This window comes from Collinsella sp. OF02-10 (assembly GCF_003463445.1).
Taxonomy (GTDB): Bacteria; Actinomycetota; Coriobacteriia; order Coriobacteriales; family Coriobacteriaceae; genus Collinsella.
Window position 1 is genome coordinate 1 of the sequence record NZ_QSCW01000006.1, and the last position, 17,784, is coordinate 17,784.

The 17,784-nt window shown below is 59.5% G+C and carries 14 protein-coding genes; 9 read left to right on the plus strand and 5 right to left on the minus strand.

Going from position 1 to position 17,784, the window contains the following annotated elements:
- Positions 1-114: 114 nt before the first annotated feature.
- Positions 115-714, minus strand: a complete 600-nt coding sequence (locus DXA43_RS04240) for a hypothetical protein (RefSeq protein WP_147344717.1) — start codon at positions 712-714, stop codon at positions 115-117.
- A gap of 377 nt (positions 715-1,091) precedes the next feature.
- Between DXA43_RS04240 and DXA43_RS04245 the strand changes: the two genes are divergently transcribed.
- From DXA43_RS04245 to DXA43_RS04275, 7 genes are all read left to right on the plus strand, one after another.
- Positions 1,092-1,724: a cyclodeaminase/cyclohydrolase family protein gene (locus tag DXA43_RS04245; protein WP_158564937.1), complete on the plus strand. Its 633-nt coding sequence runs from the start codon at positions 1,092-1,094 to the stop codon at positions 1,722-1,724.
- Between the two features lie 2 nt (positions 1,725-1,726).
- Complete coding sequence (locus DXA43_RS04250) at positions 1,727-2,581, plus strand: bifunctional 5,10-methylenetetrahydrofolate dehydrogenase/5,10-methenyltetrahydrofolate cyclohydrolase (RefSeq protein ID WP_117806348.1); 855 nt, start codon at positions 1,727-1,729, stop codon at positions 2,579-2,581.
- 354 nt (positions 2,582-2,935) lie between these two features.
- Positions 2,936-4,459 carry a C69 family dipeptidase gene (locus tag DXA43_RS04255; RefSeq protein WP_117634911.1) on the plus strand — a complete coding sequence of 508 codons (1,524 nt, stop codon included), beginning with the start codon at positions 2,936-2,938 and terminating at the stop codon, positions 4,457-4,459.
- Positions 4,460-4,558: 99 nt separating this feature from the next.
- Positions 4,559-4,975 carry a hypothetical protein gene (locus tag DXA43_RS04260; protein ID WP_117806349.1) on the plus strand — a complete coding sequence of 139 codons (417 nt, stop codon included), beginning with the start codon at positions 4,559-4,561 and terminating at the stop codon, positions 4,973-4,975.
- 8 nt (positions 4,976-4,983) lie between these two features.
- Positions 4,984-6,747 (plus strand): AarF/ABC1/UbiB kinase family protein, encoded by a 1,764-nt coding sequence (locus DXA43_RS04265; RefSeq protein WP_117806350.1) that lies wholly within the window; start codon positions 4,984-4,986, stop codon positions 6,745-6,747.
- Between the two features lie 430 nt (positions 6,748-7,177).
- Positions 7,178-10,960 carry a DUF4430 domain-containing protein gene (locus tag DXA43_RS04270; protein WP_158564938.1) on the plus strand — a complete coding sequence of 1,261 codons (3,783 nt, stop codon included), beginning with the start codon at positions 7,178-7,180 and terminating at the stop codon, positions 10,958-10,960.
- A 9-nt stretch (positions 10,961-10,969) separates the two neighbouring features.
- Complete coding sequence (locus DXA43_RS04275) at positions 10,970-11,854, plus strand: DUF4430 domain-containing protein (protein WP_233540013.1); 885 nt, start codon at positions 10,970-10,972, stop codon at positions 11,852-11,854.
- Positions 11,855-12,013: 159 nt separating this feature from the next.
- Here DXA43_RS04275 and DXA43_RS04280 read toward each other — a convergent pair whose 3' ends face one another.
- From DXA43_RS04280 to DXA43_RS04290, 3 genes are all read right to left on the minus strand, one after another.
- Entirely contained in the window at positions 12,014-12,421 is a 408-nt protein-coding gene (locus DXA43_RS04280) for a GtrA family protein (RefSeq protein WP_117806352.1), read from the minus strand.
- Positions 12,422-12,640: 219 nt separating this feature from the next.
- Positions 12,641-13,036: a GtrA family protein gene (locus DXA43_RS04285; RefSeq protein ID WP_117806353.1), complete on the minus strand. Its 396-nt coding sequence runs from the start codon at positions 13,034-13,036 to the stop codon at positions 12,641-12,643.
- Between the two features lie 78 nt (positions 13,037-13,114).
- A complete protein-coding gene (locus DXA43_RS04290; RefSeq protein WP_117806354.1) occupies positions 13,115-15,031 on the minus strand; it encodes a fructose-1,6-bisphosphatase in 1,917 nt (638 codons plus the stop codon).
- Between the two features lie 320 nt (positions 15,032-15,351).
- Between DXA43_RS04290 and DXA43_RS04295 the strand changes: the two genes are divergently transcribed.
- Positions 15,352-16,242: a DegV family protein gene (locus tag DXA43_RS04295; protein WP_117806355.1), complete on the plus strand. Its 891-nt coding sequence runs from the start codon at positions 15,352-15,354 to the stop codon at positions 16,240-16,242.
- Positions 16,243-16,322: 80 nt separating this feature from the next.
- On the opposite strand, the gene DXA43_RS04300 is transcribed toward DXA43_RS04295, so the two are convergent.
- Entirely contained in the window at positions 16,323-17,414 is a 1,092-nt protein-coding gene (locus tag DXA43_RS04300; RefSeq protein ID WP_089572116.1) for a hypothetical protein, read from the minus strand.
- Positions 17,415-17,607: 193 nt separating this feature from the next.
- On the opposite strand from DXA43_RS04300, the gene DXA43_RS10260 reads away from it, so the two are divergent.
- Positions 17,608-17,778 (plus strand): hypothetical protein, encoded by a 171-nt coding sequence (locus DXA43_RS10260; RefSeq protein ID WP_158557554.1) that lies wholly within the window; start codon positions 17,608-17,610, stop codon positions 17,776-17,778.
- Positions 17,779-17,784 lie beyond the last annotated feature (6 nt).

Below are 17,784 nucleotides of genomic sequence, written 5' to 3' on the forward strand. Positions count from 1 at the left end.
CACGGAGAGCATTTCCCAGTTGACAAAACTATAGGAACACCCCCCGGGTTGGGCGCCCGTTGTTTTAATGGAGCGCATGCGCGCGGGTGCGCATAGGCACGTGCGGGTGCCCCGTTACTTGATCTCGATGCTCGAAATCTCGACTTCGCGTGCCTCGTCAACTGCTTTCTTCATGTCGTCGGGGAACTCGATGGAGTTGAGGAGTGTCTCGGCTTCTTTCTTGTGCTGGTCGAAGTTCGAGATGAGGACGTAGGCGCTTCCCGGCTCAACGTCGGTAAAAAGCATGGTTGAGATGCCGCTGTTGTCCTCGTATGTTCCGACGAGCCACGTCCTGCCGTTATACTCGACGGACCCGCCATCCTTCCACTGGAACGTATCCCCCTTCTTTTCCGCCTGGTCGGCGTGGGATTCCTCGGCCGTCAGCGCTTTTTTCCAAACGGGGATAAAGCGATCGGCCGAGGCGTTCTCGTCTTCGGGGAAGGTGAACTGAACCCTGTCGGCATTCTTGCCGGCGGAGTCGCTTACGCCGACGCCCTCGGGCATCTCGACCTTAAACCAGATAAAGTCGGTCTTCTTGGCGACGGGGACCTTTTCCTTGCTCTCGCTCTTGGAGGCGCTGCCGCCGCCCGATGCGCTCCCGCCGCAGCCGACAAGGGCAAACACGGCAAAGAGGGCGATGCAAAGGGAAAGGATCGATAGGGTCTTTTTCTTCATGGTGGCGTCCTCCTTGTCTGCCAGGGACATCGTGTGCCGCGGATCGCTGGGGCGGCGGTTACGCATGCACATGATGCCTTTGTTTGCTGTGCGGTTATTCCTCCATTCGTCGTCCGGTGTCGTGGCGAGCGTTGCCCCAACATAGGGCTCCTTACCTATATGTATGCCCCAGTTGCCGCTGCCCGGGAGTCTCGAAACGTGGGCCATGTGTCCCATGTTTGTGTCGCTGCCGCCTATCGTGTGCCATAGAAATCCGCGATGGCCAGGTGCGCTGACGCCCATGTGCTTATGGGCTAGACTTAGCACCATTATGTGATCGATGCGGTCGGTCGGCGGTTGCCGCTCGACCGATGTATATGACTTGAAGGTGCATGTGTATGAGCCAAGAGATGATGGACAAGACCTGCCGCGGGTTTGCCGAGGCGCTTGCCGCGCGCGAGCCGGTGCCCGGCGGCGGCAGCGCGAGCGCCTTTGTGGGTGCGCTGGGCGCCTCGCTGTGCGGGATGGTCGCGCGCTACGGCGCGACCAACCCCACGCTTGCCGATCGCGCGGATGACCTGACGCGCGCGTTTGCCCAGGCTGATGAGCTGGCCCAGGAGCTTGTCGAGTTGGTTGCCGAGGACGTTCGTGCCTATGGGCAGGTGTCCGCGGCGTACGGTATTCCGCGTGACGATCCGGCTCGAGCGACCGCGATTCAGGATGCGCTGCATGTGGCCGCTATGCCGCCGTATCGCATTATGGATGCCTGCGGGCGTGCACTGGCGCTGCTCGAGGACATGGCCGACAAGGGTTCGCGTCAGCTGCTGTCCGATGTGGCGTGCGGCGCCGTGTTCTGCCGTTCTGCTATGCAGGGCGCGAGCTTGACGCTCTTTGCGAACACCACGTCTATGAAGGATCGCGCTCGTGCTGAGGAGCTCGAGACGGCGTGTGATGAGTTGCTCGACATGTGGTTGCCGCGCGCCGATGCGCTGGCGCGCCGCGCCGCCGACGCCGCAAGGAAGAGGGGATAGCCATGGCTGAGCTACTGAAGGGTGCTCCCGTCGCCCGCGCGTTGACTGAGGAACTTGCTGCTCGCTGCGCAGCCCTGCGCGAGCGGGGCGTTGTTTCGACGTCGGCTATCGTGCGTGTGGGTGAACGCGAGGACGACCTATCCTACGAGCGCGGTGCGCTCAAGCGCTGCGAGAAGGTTGGCATTGAAGCTCGCCGCGTTTTGCTTCCCGCCGATGTTTCGCAGGACGAGCTGTTGGCGGCCATCGAGGACATCAATACCGATTCGTCTGTTCATGGCTGCCTGATGTTCCGCCCGCTGCCCGCCGGCCTTGACGAGGACGCGGTTGCCGCGGCACTCGATCCTGCCAAAGACGTTGACTCCATGACGCCGGCTTCGCTGCTCACCACGCTTTCGGGGCGCGGCGAGGGTTTTGCCCCCTGCACAGCCGAAGCCGTGCTTGCTTTGCTGGATCATTACGGCGTTGAGCTGGATGGAGCTAAGGTTGCTGTGGTCGGGCGCTCGCTGGTGATCGGGCGTCCTGTTGCCGCCATGCTTACGGCGCGCAATGCGACCGTGACGACGTGCCATACGCATACGCGCGACCTTGCTGCCGAGTGCCGTGCTGCCGACATTGTGGTTGCCGCCGTTGGACGCGCGCACACGATTGGCGTGGATGCCATTCGCGAGGACCAGACGATCATCGATGTTGGCATTAATTGGGACGAGGCCGCTGGCAAGCTGGTCGGGGACGTCGATTTTGATGCTGCGGAGCCGGTTGTTAACGCCATCACGCCCGTGCCGGGCGGCGTGGGCGCTGTGACGACGGCGATCCTCGCCAAACACGTGATCGAGGCGGCCGAGCGCGCATCGAAATAGGCGTTTTGGGCTGTTTGAGGGGTTAGTTCTATACCCTGTGGACAAAAAATGCCAAATATGAGTACTGTTGCCAAGATACTCACATATATTTTAGGCTAATTTGGCTCTCTAACAATATTTATTATCGATAGAGAGCCTATTTTATTGGACCTATGAGGAATTACATCATCTAATTATTGAACAGATGTAGACTTCCGACACCCATGCGTAGCAAAATTGCTGTTACTAAATTGGTGACAGTACTCATATTTGGCATTTTTTGACCACAAGGGCTGCCGAGGCCGTGGTTTCGCCCTTTCTGCGCCGAAGCGATACACTGTTATCGTTTGATTTCTTCGCTCAAGGAGGATGCGCATGCCGTGCACAACGATTCTGGTTGGTAAGAATGCGAGCTACGACGGGTCGACGCTTGTCGCCCGCAACGAGGACTCGTCCAACGGGGTGTTTGAGCCCAAGCGTATGCGCGTGGTGCATCCCGACGAGCAGCCGCGTGCCTACATGAGCGTCCTGAGTCGCCTGACCGTTGAACTGCCCGATAACCCCATGCGCTACACGAGCGTCCCCGATGTTGTCCCGGGCCACGGCATCTGGGCCGAGGCCGGCTTCAACGAGCTCAATGTGGGCATGTCCGCAACCGAGACGCTCACCACCAACGAGCGCGTTCGCGGCGCCGACCCGCTCGTGGACTACGTGCCCGCCAAGGGCAACGAGGGCGAGGACGGCTATGTTCCGGCGCAGCCCGGCGGTCTGGGCGAGGAGGACATGGTGACCCTGGTGCTGCCGTATGCCAAGTCCGCCCGCGACGGCGTACGCATTCTGGGTGACCTGCTCGAGCGTTATGGCACCTACGAGAACAACGGCATCGCCTTTAGCGACGTGGACGAGATCTGGTGGCTCGAGACCATCGGCGGCCACCACTGGATTGCCAAGCGCGTGCCCGATGACGCCTATGTGACCATGCCCAACCAGCTGGGTATCGACAGCTTTGACCTGGATGACGCCGAGGGCGCCCAGGCCGACCACATGTGCTCCGCCGACCTGCGCTCCTGGATGGCCGAGTGGCATCTGGACCTGACGCTGGGCGTCGAGGGCGACGGTCCGGCCGCGGTCTTTAACCCGCGCGAGGCCTTTGGCTCGCACAGTGACAGCGACCACGTTTACAACACGCCGCGCGCCTGGTACATGCAGCGCTGCCTCAACCCCAGCGATGTGTGGGATGGCCCCGACGCCGACTACACGCCCGAGAGCGACGATATCCCCTGGAGCCGCGTGCCCGAGCGCAAGGTGACCATCGAGGACATCAAGTACGTGCTTTCGAGCCACTACCAGGGCACGGAGTACGACTGCTACGGCAGCAAGGGCACGCCCGCCACGCGCGGCGCCTATCGCCCCATCGGCATCAACCGCAACAGCCAGCTCGCCGTGCTGCAGCTGCGTCCCTATGCGCAGCCGGCCTACCGCGCCGTTCAGTGGATGGCCTTTGGCTCCAACTCGTTTAACGCGCTGGTTCCGCTGTACGCCAACGTCGAGACCATGCCCGAATACTATGCCGACACGCAGGCTCGCGTGACGTCCGAAAACTTCTACTGGGCCAACCGCCTGATCGGCGCGCTGGCTGACGTCCGCTTCCATGAGTGCGGCCGCGCCGTGGAGGACTATCAGGAAAAGGTCGGCGGCATGGGTCACAAACAGTTGCACGACGTTGACGCCGCCGTTGCCGCGCTGCCCGAGGCTGAGGTGTCTGCCGAGCTTGCACGCGCCAACGAGGAGTTTGCCGAGCGTGTTCGCGTAGAGACCGATGCTCTACTGGGCAAGGTGCTCTACACCACGAGCTGCGCCATGAAGAACTCTTTCGCGATGAACGACAACGTGAGGTAGGGATTTCCCGTCGATCGAATAGCGCTAAAACGCTTTGTCGCTTTCGCTCAATCTTGGGTACAAGAACGCCAATGCAGTTGTTTGTGATTGGAGACAACCATGGTTATGAAACTCGATCAGCTTGTTAACGGCGCCATCAACGTGGGCTTCGGCGCCGCTGCTGTTGCCGTCGAGGGCAGCAAGAAGGTTCTCGACGATCTTAATACCAAGGGTGAGCAGGTGCGTAAGGACGCAGGCGCCCCCGATATCGCCCGCAGTGTGTCCGACATGTTCGAGCAGGCCGGTGGCACCATCTCCGACCTGACCGAGCGTCTGGGCATACAGGGCGAGACCGCGGCCCAGCGCGTGCTTGACGAGCTCATCCTTGCCCGCGTCCGCGTCATGACCGCCCCCGAGCGCACGGCCTTCCTGGCCCATGTGCGCGACATCGTCGATTCGGTCGAGGACAACGTGACCTCGGTGCCCGTCGAGTCCGTTGAGCCCGACGATGCGAAGGATACCGAAGAGGCCGAGTAGCAGCGCAGATGGCAGATTCCACCACCGATTACAACAATCTAGATCCCTTGGGTGACGAGGCGGCGGTTGTCGATGAGGTCGACGCCGCCGTCTCGGGCGCTCGCAAGAAGCCGCGCGCTGTCGATATGGTGCCAGAGGAGCCCGACGCGATGGCGCCGGACGAGGAATACCAGCTCACGCCGGCGGGTCGCCGCGAGCGCATCGGGCAGATTGTTCGCCTGGTCAAAAAGTACCGCGTGTGGGACAACCTCACGCCGGTTCGTTTGCGCCGCCTGCTCGAGGAACTCGGCCCCATGTTCGTTAAGATGGGGCAGATTCTGGCCAACCGGTCCGAGATTCTGCCGCAACGCTTTTGCGACGAGCTGCGTCGTCTGCGCTCCGACGTGGAGCCGGTGCCGTACGAGGTCGTACTCAGTTGTCTGGAAGAAGAATACGGCCTGCGCCTGGGGGAGATGTTCGATGCGATCGACCCCAATCCGCTTGGTAGCGCATCGCTCGCGCAGGTGCACCGCGCTCGTTTGGTGACGGGCGAGGACGTGGCCGTCAAGGTGCAGCGCCCCGGTGCGCAGCAGGTTATGGCACAGGACATCGATATCATCCGCTCAGTGGTGCGTATCGTTTCCAAGTTCGTCAACACCGATCAATTCGTTGACCTGCACGGCGTAGTCGAGGAGCTGTGGACCTCGTTTCGCGAGGAGACCAACTTTTTGGCCGAGGCCAAAAACCTCAACGACTTCTACGAGTTCCATAGGAGCGTTCATGGCGTGACGTGTCCTAAATCCTATCTGGACCTGTGCACCGAGCACGTGGTGGTTATGGACTACGTCGACGGCATTTCGATCGCCGATCCTGAACGCTTGGTGGCCGAGGGCTATGACTTGGAAAAGATCGGTGCCGCAATCGTCGAGGATTACTCGACGCAGGTGCTCGATGACGGCTTTTTCCATGCCGACCCGCATGCGGGAAACATTATTCTCAAGGACGGCATCGTTTACTTTATCGACTTGGGCATGGTCGGACGCATGTCGAGTCACGATCGCGGTATCGTCAAGGACATGATTTTCGCCGTGGCCGAGGGTGACGTGCCCAAGCTCAAGGATTCGCTCATGCGCTTCGCCGTGACGCGTGGCGACTCGGCTGAGCTCGATCATTCGGCCTTTTTGTCCGATCTTGACTTTATCGTGGCTGACTTTGCGGGCCTTGACCTGAAGGATCTGGATATCGGCGAGTTTTTGACCTCGCTGTTAAACCTCGCGCGCAAAAACGACGTTGAACTGCCGAGCGTGGTAACGATGTTCGCCCGCGGCATGGTGACGCTCGAGGGCCTGTTGACCGAGTACATGCCCAACGTCAACATGATCCAGATCATTCAGACGCATATCAAAAACGAAAAAAGCACTTATGCGCGCGTGCGCGACATGGGACGCGATCTTGCCGCGAGCAGCTATCGCGCGGCAAAAGGCTCGCTCGAGGCGGCCGAGTATCTTGGCCTGGCTTCGCGCATGCTCACGCGCGGTCAGCTTAAGGTGAACACGCAGATCATGAGCAGCGATAAGGCGCTGCGACAGCTGGGCGGAATTATCGACCGCATGTCGATGGCAATTGTGATTGCTGGCCTGTTTATCGGTTCGTCGGTGGTGTACTACGCGCGCATCGAGCCGGTTGTGTTTGGTATCCCGGTCATTGGCTTTATGGGCTACGTCAGCGCACTGGTGCTGGCGCTTATGCTGGGCCGCAATATCTGGCTCAACAGTCACGGCGGCAAGCACTAGAGGCCGCGACCGTCACCGCATTTTCCTATCGCAAACAATAGCTTTTACCTTGGGCTTCGCCTGCGTGCGAGGCCCTTTTGCGTGATACCATACTGACGGTAATAATCGATGGCCTAGATGGTGGTGCGGAGACGCACGAATGCGCGGTTTTCCTGCGCGTTTGGGAGAATTGGGGTGCAAGTCCCCGGCTGTACCAGTAACCGTAATTCCTCTTGGCTCGGGATGTTCGTGTCGCAGATCGGACGGCGCGCCTGAGCCGTTAAGGTTAAGTCGGATCGCCTCCCATCTTGTATGCGGCTGCGGCGTATGCCGCCGGTGTGCATAGGGCTCTGGAGGGAAGGGGACCCCGATGGGGGAACTCGAGCGCAACATGCGCGATGACGTGGGGCAGCCTCAAGGCAACGCTCCAAGTACAGACAGTAGGAGACAAATGGATATGTTTGTGGACGAGCGCCAGCGCGTCTCGCATCGCCGAGGCGCAATTGCGCGCGGCGTAGCCAAGCGCGGCCTGGTGGCATTCCTGGCCTTCGCGATGGCCTTTGGCACCACGCCGGCTCAGCTGTGGGCCGAGGGCGCCGAGGGCATTGCCGAGGCTGTGGCTCAGGCTGCGACGCCGGACGAGGGTGCAGCGCTTGCGGGCGGTGCCGCCGAGCAGAGCGGCGCCGAGGTTTCAGATTCTGGGAGCACGCCCGCAGCTAGTGCCGCCACAACAGGGGCGGCAGCTGGCGACGAAGGCTCGGCGACGGGGGAGAACCCTGCCGCGAGTGAGCAGTCTTCGACGGTAGCCGCTGACCAAGCAAGATCTGCCGCCGCGGCTGCCGTCCAGACGGAGAGCCCGACAGAAACCGGCGATGTCGCCAAGAAGCAAGTCGAGGTCTCGTTCTCGATTATCGGCACCGATGCCGACGGCAAGGCTCAGACCTGGGTGGCACCTACGCAGCTCAAGCTTGACGAGGGCGCGACGGCTGCGGATGCCTTTATTAAGCTGCAGGAGAAGACGGGCTTCAAGGCGGACTACGATCCGAACACGGCATACGGGTTCTACCTCAAAAGCATCACATCCCCGAGCGATGGCCGCACGCTTGCCTACGATCCGACGACTTATGCCTTCTGGCAGCTGTTCGTCGATGGCGCGTCTTCCTCGGTTGGCGCGAGCAGCGTCAAGCTCACCCAGGGGCAGAAGATTGAGTTTGCCTATACGGCTGGTAGCGTGTCCCCTGTCGTTAAGGACCAGGTTGCCGCTAATGTGACCGTCATTGGTCGCGATGCCCAGGGCAAGACTCAGACTTGGGTCGATAACGCGCAGTATGTGGTGACGTCCGGCTCGAGCGCACTTGACCTTACGAAGGTCGCGCTCGAGGCGAATGGCATCGACGCCGTTGCTGCGGGCTCCTTCATTCTGAGCCTTAAGTACAACGGCGTTGAGCTGGGTACGCCGTTCGATTATTCGACCTGTTGGCAGCTGTTCATCAACGGCAAGTCGAGTGACTATACGGCGGACAATGTCACCATCCATGCCGGCGATACCGTTACGTGGTTCTACGGTGGCTGGGGCGACCAGCTGCCCTCCGATTCTGTCCATGCTTCTGTTCAGGTACTTGGTAAGGACAAGGACGGCAAACAGCAGGTTTGGGCCTCGACGGGCCAGACGAGCCTCAAGGCAGGATCCACTGCTAGGGATCTGTTGGAGCAGACTGGTCTTGAACTCAAAGCTACAGAAGAGTCTTGGGGCTGGTACCTCAGGGGCATTACCTCGCCGCTTGATGGTGAGACCTATTGTGGCTCTGATGCTGCGACCAATAGCTATTGGCGCTTCTACGTAAAGGGCAAGTCCGACGTAAAGTACAAGTTCGCCGACGTTGGCGCCGGTGCCTACAAGCTCCATGAGGGTGACGCCGTCACCTTTATGTATGCTGGCGACAGCGATGCCCTTCCTGGCCAGGTTCTTGGGTCTGTCGATGTTATCGGTCCCGATGTCAACGGCAACAATACTCGCTGGGGCTCGGCAAGCAATGTTTCCCTGCCCGAAGGCTCTACGGCCCAGGACCTTATCGAAGCGGTTCTGAAGGCAAAGGGCGTTACGTACAACGGCTCCCAGAGCGGTGAGTACTGGTTCCTCAATTCCATCGACTCGCCGTTCGGAGGCAAGACGTACGGCTATGATGGTGCGACCAATAAATACTGGCATCTGTATATCAATGGAGAGCCCTCCTTACTCTGCGCCAATCAGATTACGCTCAAGAGCGACGATAAGGTTACGCTTGCCTATACCACCGACGATTCGCCCATGCCCGATCCTGACAAGATTGTCGTGGACCCGAGTGCGACGACTCCTGATTGGGATGCCGAGTGGGCCGGCTACGGCAACAGTGGCAACGGTTCGACCGTAACGGATGCCAAGACGCCTGCGCAGGCCGCTGGTCTTAAGTGGGCCTTCGATTGGAAGGCCGAGTCTGGTCAGCAGTATGCCAACTGCAGCGAACCTGTCATTGCTAACGGCTTTGTGTACATCGCGACCGAGAACGAGCTCATTAAGATCGATTCGTCCACGGGCAAAAAGGTTGCCTCTGCGCCGCTTGCCTCCAAGGTGAGCTATACCTCTCGTCCGATCTATACCAATGGTCTTATCATCGTTCCGCTCAACGGCGGTGCGGTCCAGGCGATTACTGCAGACAAGCTGATCTGCAAGTGGCTGACGCCTGGTTTGACGGACTTGACGCAGAGCTCCTGCACCGTCGTTTCGGACGGCGAGTACGTCTATGTAGGCTCGGTCGATATTTCGTATGACGAGAATTACAACGCGACCTACGGCAACGGCTCCTTTGCGCGCATTAAGATTGCCACGGGCGAAGTCTCTTGGCAGAACATCGACCCTGCCGAGGGCTATTACTGGACTGGTGCGGCTTTGACGGATAAGTATGCCATCGTTCCTACGAGCGCGGGTACGCTTAAGTGCATTGATAAGACGACGGGCGATGTCGTTTCGACCATGAAGCTCGGCGCTGTCGCAAATGCCGATTGCATTGCCGATCCGTCCAATGGTTCGACCTTCTATCAGATGACGCACGACGGAAAGCTCCATGTGATTTCGCTTTCGGCGAAGGGCATGCTGAGTGAACAGAAGACGGTTGATCTGGGCCTTACGAATAATCTGAGCGCCCCTGCGGTGTCTGGTGACAATCTGATTGTCGGCGGACAGACGGCTACTGGCTCTGCTCTGGTTCTCTATAACCTGAAGACGGGTAAGACCACGATGGTCGCTGCTGCCGACGGCAAGGCGCTGCCGGCTGGCCTCAACGGTATTGCTGCTACTCCGCTGGTGAGTGTTCAGGGCGGCAAGACCTATGTGTACTTCACTGTTAACAGCGCGGATAGCAAGGATTACGTCAACTACTCTGCTGGTGGTGGCGTGTATCGCTATACGCTCGGCGATGCAGAGGCGACGCAGATTTATGATGCGGCTGGCCATTACCAGTACTGTGACTCTCCGGTCATTGCCGATGCATCTGGCAACCTGTACTACATCAATGACTCGGGCACGCTGTTCAAGCTCGGGGCCGTTGAGTCTTGGACGGTTGCCTTTAATTCCAACGGCGGGTCTGCTTGCGACACTAAGTTTGTTGCTACGGCCGATGGCAAGCTGGTCAAGCCGGCCGATCCGACGCGCGATGGCTACACTTTCGGCGGTTGGTATACCGATGAGGCTTGCACGCAGGCGTATGACTTTAGCACGCCGGTGACGGCCGACCTGACGTTGTATGCCAAGTGGACCAAGAATGCCGTTAACCCTGGCGGTAATGGCGGTTCTGGCACTAATGGTGGCAACGGCGGCGCTGGCAACGGCTCCGGTGCTGGCGCTGGCGCGGGTTCTGGCTCCGGCTCGAAGGGCGGCGCTATCGCCCCGGGTCAGAAGCCGGTGACCAAGACGACGGTGTCGACCAAGACCGAGACCAAGGACAACAAGTCCGACAAGAAGGACTCCGATAAATCCGATAAGAAGGACGAGAAGAAGTCTGACAAGAAGGACGGCAGGTCCGACAAGAAGTCCGATTCCAAGTCCGATACGGGTGCTACTTCCACGGCCACTGCCAAGAGGTCCTCTAGTGCTTCCGAGCAGGAGACTGGTACCAACCCGCTCGCCATTGTTGGCGTTGCCGCCGGCGTCATCGGTCTCGCCATCGTCGGCGTGTTCGTGTTCACCAAACGTCGGTAGGTGAGGGCTGTGTCCAATAAACCTCAGGACGCCGACTCCAAACAGCCCGACTCGTCGTTCATTCAGCTCGACGATGCAAAGCAAAAGGGCGCCGCTTCGGCGGCGTCCGCCCCTCGTCGCAAGGCGCTCCTTGGCGTTCTGACTGCTGCGTGCACCATTCTGATCGTCGTCTCACTGGGTTTCGTCCATCCTTCCACAAGCGGTGCCTGGTCCATCGACTGGATCATTCAGACCGTGACGGGGGAGAGCGTCGTCACCAAGGACACCAAGGCGTCTGGCTCGACTACGACTTCGGGCGAGGCCAGCTCCGAGGACTCCAAGTCATCGAATGATGCAAAAGACGAGTCCAAGGACGATTCCGAGTCTTCAAACAAGGAATCGGATAAAAACTCGGATAGCAAGAAGTCCGAGGGCCAGGACGGCAAGAAGTCTGGCGATAAATCCGCTGCCCAAAATACGGGAGCCGACGATACTTCCAATGCGTCTGGCGGTGCTTCTTCGGGCGGTGGCCAGTCGTCTGATGGAGCCTCCAGCTCTAATGGCGGCAGCGCTCCCTCGGGCGGACAGGGCGGTTCGCAGGAGTCCAACTACGTAACGGTGTCGGTCTCGGTCACATCGAGCGCTGTGGGCAATCCTGTGTCTTCTAGTGGCACCTTCACCTTTAACGAGGGCGCCACAGCCTACGATGCCCTGTGCGCGCTGGGCCTTTCCGTGAACGCGCACGGCTCGTCGTATGGCACGTATGTCGCCGCCATCGGCGGTTTGGCCGAAAAGGAGCACGGTAGCACGAGCGGCTGGATGTATTCCGTTAATGGCGTTACGCCCAACACGGCTTGCAGCAACTACGTCCTATCCAACGGCGACAGTGTTGTCTGGTATTACGTAACGGGCTAGGAGTCTCAACATAACGCACGGAGCGGGCGGTTCGGACAAACATCCGAGTCGCCCGTTTTTCATGCGTCGAGGACTGGGTCGCCGGGTCTCTCGGCAAACAAAAAACCGGCTGGAACGAGAATTCCAACCGGCTATACATTCAAGCAAATGTCGACGTGACTACGACTGTGCGCCCTCGAGGAAGAAGCGGCGGCTAAAGTAGTTGTACCAGGTGACCAAGAACGTGGCGATGGCCTTCATGGCCTGGTAGCCGATGCTCAAAAACGTGACGCCCACAAACATGTACAGGTCGTTGAGGCCCAAACCAATCACCGACAGGATGGTGAAGATCGTGAACTCGCGCTTGCGGCTCATGCCCTCGCGATGGTCGAACACGTACTTCATGCTGAGCCAGTAGTTGACCACGACGGATGTGGTAAACGAGACCGTGGTGCTCATCAAAAAGTCGAGGTGGAACAGCTCGACGAGCGCAATGAGCATACCCCAGTCGATGCCAAAGGAGATAAGGCCCACGACAGCGAACTTGAGGAACTGCTTGGTATGAGGTTGTGCCAGTGCCTTGCGCACGTAATCACATCCAATGCGTTGATGAATCGAGCAGAGGATACTTTAGAGCTTTTGCGAGGGAAACGTAAGGTCTTTGCCAAGAACTATACGAACTCGCCAAATTATCAAGTGCTAATCCGCAAACGTTGAAAATTTGCCCGTAAACGAGCGGCACCCACGGACGATGCTGCGCTGAGCGCGCGTCGTCCGTGGGCGCCGTAATGCTGCAGGGGTGTCGAGCTATTTGGTCTCGTCGCCCTCCAGGAAGATCTTTCGGGTCACAAAGTTGTAGACCATGACAAGCGCGGTGGCGCAAATCTTGGCGATATTGGCTTCGAGCCCCAGGCCGGCGTTGAGCGCCAGCACGATACCGTCGTTGAGCACCAAACCGATCACGGACAGCACGACAAAGATAATGAACTCGCGGCGGCGGCTCATGCCCTCCTTGTGCGCAAACACGTACTTCATGCTGGCGACGTAATTAAAGATGAGTGAGACGATAAAGCCGCTGGTGTTGGCGATTAGGATGTTGAGGCCCAGACCGTAGTGGAGCAGATTCATAATGCCAAAGTCGATGACCGTGGCAATGACACCGACGACGCCAAATTTCATGATCTGCGCGAGGAGCTTTTGCATGATACCTGCCTTAGGGTGGCGCTGGGGCGCCGTGGGGATGACAAACCCAGCAAGTTTAGCCAATCCCCGCGGGTGGAGCTAGGCGCGCTCCTCGATAGCACCGTTTCTATATGCATCGAGCAGTTGGCGTAGGTCCTGGATCTGGCTGCGGATCTTGGCGCCGGTATCGGTGTCGCTCACCATGCGGCGGCGGTCGGCCTCGTCAAAGCGGTTGGTCTCGCTTTCGATGTCCACGTTGCGCGTGAGTGCCTCGGCAACGGTGGTAAAGGCCCGGTGCGACTTGAGGCGGCATCCTCGCGAGCTCGAGATAAGCGTGTAGCCGGCGATGCCCGTTTTGGGGTGGTAGGCGCGGCAGAAGCCGCCATCGATGACCAGCAGCTTACCGTTGGCGCGGATGGGCTGTTCGCCCTTGGTGGTCTTGACGGGCGTATGACCGTTGATGATGTGGCCCGTCGGCGAGCAGGCCATGGCAGCGACGTTGAACTCGCGCATGATATCGTCGCAAACGGACGAGGACGTGGTGAGCGTGTAGTACGGGTCCATCGGCTCGACCCAGGTGCTCTTGTCGGCGATATAGGCGCGCTCAAAGGTACGCACCAGGCGTCCGCTGGCGGGTGAGTTAAAGCCAATCCACAGGTACCACATCCAGTCGAGAGCGTCGCGGTCGCCCACGCGCCAGGCGCGGCGGGCGATGTGGTCGCAAAAATCGAGATAATCGCGGCCAGCGTGCCAGGTGCCCAGGCAGTTCATGCTGCTAAAGGTGCCGTCTTCGTTGAGCGGCACGCAGCCGTGGAACAGCAGGTTGCCGTTGGCGACCTTGTACATCGAGCCGTGGGAATAGAGGAAATCGATGTGGCGATGCAGGTGATCGGCGGTGACAAACTCGGACACGAGCTTGTCGATGATGTGCTGCTCCTGAGACGTGAGCGTATAGGGGTCCGCCGGGTCGACGGTGGGGAAGTCGTTGGTCGTGAGCGGCCACACGCTGCCGTCGGCGAGCGTGACCGTGCCGGTGCCGTGATCGATCTTGTCGAGTAACAGACGGTCGGTCATGTCGAACTCGGGATGGCGCTGGATAATCTGGCCCTCGAGCTTAAAGAGCAGGACGTTGATGGCCTTGATCAGCGGGGTGATGGACTCACTGGCGGTGTAGGTGGCATCGGCAAAGGCGACAAGCTCACGCAGCGAGATGCCGTAGTCGTTCTCCAGGATCTCGTAGTTGTCGTAGCGTAGGTTGTTGCGCAGCACCGTTGCGATGCAGGCGGGCTCACCGGCCGCAGCGCCCATCCACAGCAGGTCGTGGTTGCCCCACTGGATGTCGAGTGAATGGTAGGTGAGCAGACGGTCCATAATCTTGGCAGCGCCGCCGCCGCGGTCGAAGATGTCGCCCACCAGGTGCAGGTGGTCGACGGCCAGGCGCTTGATGAGCGAGGCGAGCGACTCGATAAAGTCGTCGGCGCTGGCGGTCTCCAGAATGGACTCCACGATGCGCTCGTGATAACGCACGCGATAGTTGTTCTCGTCCGGATGCGTGTGCAGCAGCTCGTCGATGATGTAGGCGTAATCGCGTGGGATGGCCTTACGCACCTTGGAGCGCGTATAGCGGCTCGAAAGCGAGCGGGCGACCATGATGAGCTGGTCAAGCATCGTCCTGTACCAGGTGGGCGAGTCTTCGCGCCGGCTGCGGATCAGGTCGATCTTCTCGCGCGGGTAGTAGATGAGCGTGCACAGCTCGCCCTTTTCGTCAAAGGAAAGCGTGTCGCCAAAAATCTCGTCGACATGTTCGCGCACGACGCCCGAGCAGTTGTTGAGGATGTGCATAAAGGCTTCGTACTCGCCATGCACGTCGCTCATAAAATGCTCGGTGCCTTTGGGCAGGTTGAGAATGGCCGAGAGATTGATAATCTCGGTAAACGCGGATTGCTCGGTGGGAAATTGTCTCGACAGCAGACGCAGATACTTGAAGTCTTGCGGATTGCGATCGAATGCGACCATGAAACACCTTCCGATGGAGCTGGTAAAACTGATAAACAGCGTCAAACGTTTATCAGTATGCGCCGCTTTTGTTTCGATTGGGGATGGGCGGCCGAATTGTTAGCCGAACGGTTTGGTAAATCGATTTAGTTGAGGTAGATATGGCGGTTGAGTGGAGACGACAGAGGGTGTTTTCTCAGATATTCATGCGTGGGGTCGGTGGAGACGATGGTGGTAAAGATGTTCGCTATTATTGCTTCGATTTGGTAAATAGTGGACATATGTACCGTATGTAGGCTCACTGTGCGATAATTTGCGCAGCAATGAGTAAGGAGCCTCATATGAGTGATTTTGTCCTGACCTGTGAATCTGCCGCCGACCGAACCCGTGAGTTCTTTGTGTCGCGCAATATCCCTGTCGTGTGTTTTCATTACGAGATCGACGATGTTGTCTACACGGACGATCTGTATCAGTCGATTACGCCGGACGAGTTTTTTGCCCAGATATCTGCGGGCGCCATGCCCAAGACGTCTCAGGTAAGCGTGGGCGAGTACGAGGAGTTTTGGGAGCCGTTTGTTGCCGAGGGTAAAGACGTGCTGCACCTGACGTTGTCGTCGGGTATTTCGGGCACGTATGGATCGGCCTGCGTTGCGGCGCAGATGCTCGCGGATCGCTATCCCCAGGGCGGCAAGGTTCGCGTCATCGATTCGCTGGCGGCGTCTTCGGGCTTTGGCCTGCTGGCGGAGTGTGCCGCAGACGTTCGCGATAGCGGCGCTTCGCTCGACGAGACGGCCGCTTGGATTGAGGAGCATAAACTCAACCTGCACCACTGGTTCTTCTCGACCGATCTGTCGAGTTACCTGCGCGGCGGTCGCATTTCGGCCGCGAGCGCGATCATCGGCACGGCGCTCAAGATTTGCCCGCTCATGACGGTCGATTGCGAAGGTGAGCTGGCGCCGCGTGAGAAGATTCGCACCAAGAAGCGCGCGATTTCCGAGATGGCTAAGACCATGTTGGCACACGTGCAGGACGGCGCGGATTATTCGGGTAAGTGCATCATGTCGCACTCGGCGTGCCACGAGGATGCCGAGGCAGTTGCGGCGCTGATTGAGGAACAGGTTCCGCAGCTCAAAGGCAAGATTGAGATCAACAATATCGGTGCTCTGATCGGTTCGCACACCGGACCTGGTACGGTGGCGCTCTTCTTTATGGGCGACAAGCGCGTGGATTAGTTTGCCCCATCACATCGCTGCATGATTGCTCAAACGAAAACGGCCCGCCTCACGTTTGTGGGGCGGGCCAAGATGTTTTGCTAGCGTTTCTTTCCGCGGAAGAAGAAGCCGTGCAGTGACGGCTTGAGGCCGCGGTTGGCGCGATGCTCCTCGACGCGCTCGTGGATCGAAGCGACGCGCTCGATGACTTCGTCGGGAATCGGCACATCGGGATTCATGTTCTCGACCTGGCTGACCTCGGCGGCGGCGACCTGGTCGATAATGGGTACATCGTCGCGCGAGATGACAGGTGTGGCGTCTTCCTTCATCTTGCGATAACGCTGCATCATGTCGGTCTGTAGCTGCTGTGCCGAAGGCGGCGTCCAGATGATGGCGTTGGCTCCGGCGGCGATGGTCTCACGGATGCTCTCGGGCGTCTTGCCGCCCGGCGCGATGAGCGGCAGGTTGGGATAGTGCTCGCGCAGTTCACGCAGGACCTGCGGCGTGTTCTTGCCGGCGGCGATGTTGAGGATCTTGGCGCCGGCGCGCACTTTGGCGTGAGCATCGTCGTCGCAACGAACGACCGTGGCGATGACGGGGATGTCGGCGATGTTGGTGATGTGCTCGACCATCTCGGCGGTGGCGGGGGAGTTGACCACGCAGCCCGCCGCGCCCTGCATCTCGGAGACGGCCGCCATCTGCACGGAGCGCTTGCCGGTGGTGGTGCCGCCGCCAACGCCCACAAAGACCGGGCACTCGGCGACCGTCAGCAGCGCCTGCGTAATGGCGGGTTGCGGCGTAAAGGGGTAGACCGCAAACACGGCGTCGGCATTGGAGTTGCGGATGACCGCCACGTCGGTGGTGTAGATGAGCGATTTGATGCGGCGGCCAAAGAGCGTAAAGCCGCTGGCCTCCTCAATCTCATCGGGCATGCGAAGGGCCGCCTTGCGCAGGCGCCCGTCGATGGGCAGCGGCTCCATGGGCAAAAGACCGTTGGGAGTTACGGCCACCTGGGGCTCGGTAAATTCGTCCGCAAGCTCGACCTCGGAGAAATCGACCGAGGCGACGATGTCCTCGTGAACCTCGGCGGGCACATCGATGGGAGCTTGGTCGTTTGCCGCGGCGGGCGTGTCGAAGGAGCTGGTGCCGACGAAGGCGTCGACGCGTTCGTTTAGATCGTTGAGGGTATCCATGGAGGCTCGATTCTATGTGATGACGGCCGGGAGGGTGCCGGCGGCGTTGTGCTTGCTAAATCGTTTGACGAGTTGATTTTTCCCCGCTGAGTCATCCGTTAGACCGAAGGGCCGGCGAACGTGAAGGAGCTGTGGTGGCGGGAATCGAGGTGCTATCTTGAAAGTCCCGTATGCAAAAGAAAGGTGACGCGGTATGGAATTCTCGGCAATGTTGGGCTCGATTGGCCTGTGTGTGGGCGCAATCGTTGCCGCCGCGGTCATCTACTTTGTGGTCACGGCCATTAAGGGTAAAAGGGCCGAACGCAAGGAGCGCGCGATGCTTAAACAGCATCGCGACCAGCAGGGCAAACGCGCACGGAGATAGCTTGTT